Annotated in this window: 3 protein-coding genes; 1 reads left to right on the top strand and 2 read right to left on the bottom strand. The window is 55.4% G+C overall.

From position 1 onward, the window contains the following. A partial coding sequence (locus tag ABX962_RS33000) for a RecQ family ATP-dependent DNA helicase (RefSeq protein ID WP_372725937.1) occupies positions 1-1,674 on the top strand: 1,674 nt, incomplete at its 5' end. A 258-nt stretch (positions 1,675-1,932) separates the two neighbouring features. On the opposite strand, the gene miaA is transcribed toward ABX962_RS33000, so the two are convergent. Next, on the bottom strand, positions 1,933-2,934 hold the full coding sequence (gene miaA / locus ABX962_RS32995; RefSeq protein WP_372725936.1) for a tRNA (adenosine(37)-N6)-dimethylallyltransferase MiaA: 1,002 nt from the start codon (positions 2,932-2,934) through the stop codon (positions 1,933-1,935). A gap of 318 nt (positions 2,935-3,252) precedes the next feature. After that, a partial coding sequence (locus tag ABX962_RS32990) for a RidA family protein (RefSeq protein WP_372725938.1) occupies positions 3,253-3,405 on the bottom strand: 153 nt, incomplete at its 5' end.

Genomic DNA, 3,405 nt, shown 5'->3' with positions numbered 1-3,405 from the left:
GCGATCCGGCTCGATTCGACTCAAACACCAGCCGAATTTCGCGATGGCATGCGGCGCATCCGCGATGGACAGGTCAAACTGTTGTACGTGGCCCCCGAACGATTTTTCAACGAGCAATTCATTGCGTCGCTCTCGACGCTTGACATCTCGCTGTTTGCGATTGACGAGGCGCATTGCATCAGCCAGTGGGGGCACAATTTCCGCCCCGACTATCTAAAATTGGCGGAATTGACGCGGCGATTTTCGGCACAACGAGTGCTGGCGTTGACCGCAACCGCCACCCCAACCGTCTTGGGTGATATCAAAAAGGCGTTTGGGATCGCCAGCAAAGATGCGATTCGAACACCTTTCCATCGCCAGAATCTGCATTTGCGAAGCATCGTTTTAAGCAGCGAAGATCAGTACCCGCATTTACGTTCGCAAATCGCTTCGCGGACCGCCGGTGCAACGCTTGTCTATGTCACCACACAACGCGCTGCCGAAGAAATCGCTCAACGTCTTTGCGATGACGGGGTCACAGCCACCGCCTACCATGCCGGCATGGAGATCAGCCGGCGAATGGAGGTGCAACATTCGTTTCAAAAGTCAAAGAAGGACGTGGTGGTAGCGACCATCGCGTTCGGAATGGGAATCGACAAGTCAAACATCCGCTACGTCTATCATTTCAATCCGCCCAAATCACTCGAAGCCTACGCGCAAGAAATCGGACGCGCGGGCCGAGACGGAAAACCATCGCTGTGTGAATTGATCCTCGTCCCCGAAGACCGAGTGACGATCGATAATTTCACCTATGGCGACACCCCTTCGCGATCGGGCGTGCGGAAGATGATCGAGTTACTGCGAGGTAATCGTGACGAATTTTTTGTGTCGCAGTATCGCTTGTCTGCCGAATCCGACATCCGAATTTCGGTCGTCCGTACCTTGCTAACTTACTTGGAACTGGATGGCTATTTGCAAGCGACGTCACCTCGTTACGAAAAGTACAAGATCCACCCGATCCTCAGCTTAAATTCGATTTTGAATCAACTCGCGGGCGAACAGCGGACGTTCATTGCGGCGGGGTTGTCGCATCTAACCAAAGGGCGGACATGGTTCATTTTGAATGTAACATTGGCGGCGAATCGAATGCAAACCGATCGCAAATCGATCGTGTCGGCAATCCAGTGGATGGCCGAACAGGGTTGGCTCGAAGTCAAAGTTAGCGATCTTGTGCACGGCTATCGCTGGATCAAAGAGCCCAAAAATGCAAACAAACTGGCGGACAAATTGACCGAGCAAATGGTGCAGCGTGAAACCAGCGAAGTGAACCGGCTGGATGCGGTGCTGCAATTGGCTGCGGCCCGGTCGTGCCAAGCCGCCACGTTGGCGGCCCACTTTGGTGATGAGATCAAACAAGATTGCAGTCACTGCAGTTATTGTCTTGGCGAGGGGCCGTTCGAGATCCCCGCAGCACCGCCGCGATCTCTCGGCGGATCAGCGACCCGGATCATCGACGAAATGATTGCGAAGTATCCCGATCGCATGATCACCGCACGACAACGCGCTCGATTTTTGTGCGGGCTGTCGACTCCCGCCATGTTTCGATCGCGAATGACACGCGAACCTCACTTTGGGGTGTGCAGCGAAATGCCGTTTACCGACGTGTTACAAGCGGTGGGCGGCGAACCGGACTAAGGTACGGTTCGAAAATAACTTCGTCATTCGAGTTTTGTAGCAAATCACGCGGGTGAAGTGTCTTCTCTGTAGTGGACGAGGCAACGAGTCCCGTCGTGCCACTGAGTCGCTGGGACTCGTAGCCTCGTCCACTACCTTTAAAGCTGGCCGAGCTACGCTCATTCCAGTAATGCCCTAGCGGACCGGCTCAAACGCCACCGGAGGGCTCACGTCATTTGGAAGACACTTTGAAATGACGAAGTTATTTCCGAACGGTCCCTAACAACGCGGTGGATCGACCAATTGGCGATGGATTTGCTGTGCGATGGCTTGCGAATCGAGCGGTTCAGCGACATCCACCGTGCGAATTTCGGCAAACGACCGGAACCATGTTTCTTGACGTCGTGCCATCTGCCGCGTGTGTGCGGCAATCTCTTGTTTTGTCTTTTCGAGGCCTTCTTCTTGCGACACGCTCGGCTGCGACAAACACTCGAGCAATTCGCGATACCCCACAGCCTGGGCCGCCGTACGAGAGAGTTTGCCATACTTGGCGGTCAGTTCACGGACTTCGTCCACGAAACCACGCGCGAACATCTGATCGACGCGGCGGTTGATTCGATCGTGCAATTGTTTGCGATCCCAGCCCAATCGAAACACGTTACAATCCGCTGCGTTACACACCTGATCAAATTGAAGCTGACGATGACTTAACGGTTGCCCGGTATGGTAAGCCACTTCGAGTGCGCGGATCATACGCCGCACGTCGCCTGGATCGATGCGATGGGCTGCTAAGGGATCGACTTGCTGCAACCGTTTTCGCAGCGCCGGAATACCAAACTGCTTGACGTCTTGTTCGACCGATTGGCGAAACGCCTGATCGGCAGGCGGACCGGGATCAAATCCACGCAGGACGCCTTTGAGAAACATCGGAGTACCGCCGACGAAGATCGCGGGTTTCCCCTCGGCGGCAAGTTGGTCCACGATCGCGTGGGCCGATTGCAAGTAACACGCCACGCTGAATTCGTCCGTGGGATCGACCAAATCGATCAGATGATGCGGCACGATCTGGCGATCTTCGCGGGTAGGTTTCGCGCTGCCGATGTCCATATCGCGGTACACCGCGATGGAATCGAGCGACAGCACTTCGCCGCCCGTGATCCGAGCCAACTCGATCGCAACCGAGCTTTTACCCGATGCGGTCGGTCCTGTGATGACGATGGCTCGATCAACCAGCGGCGGAAACGTGTTGGGTTCCGATTTTACGTTCGTCCGCTCAGTCATTTTGCCACAAACATTTTGTCACGAGGTCAGCCTACTCACGATGATGGGGGCATCCATTGTCTGTCCCCCCAGACCCCGTACCCCTGCCTCATTGTAAACAGGTGTCAAACCAGTTGCGAACGGAGAGCCTGTTGCAAACGGAGAGCACGAGTGGTCACGCAATGGCAAACACCGGGCAGCGACTTGGCTAGCGCTCGCTACGAAAACCACCCGTTTAGTACCAAAGTAGATGGCATTGGGCGTCGGCCTCGGCTGAACGATGCAACCGTGGCTAACGCCAAAACAACCAGCCCTGCTTGTCAGCGATACCGTGGGTGACTACACCTGGACTTCGAAGATCGCTTCGATTTCCACTGCGATTCCACCGGGCAACGCGTTAGTGCCAAGTGCACTTCGCGCGGCCACACCGGCGTCTTCGCCAAACACGTCGCGGAACAACTCGCTACAACCGTTGATCACGGCAGGTTGTTT

This window comes from Novipirellula sp., assembly GCF_041583735.1.
Taxonomy (GTDB): Bacteria; Planctomycetota; Planctomycetia; order Pirellulales; family Pirellulaceae; genus Novipirellula.
This window is presented reverse-complemented; position numbering and strand designations above follow the sequence as displayed.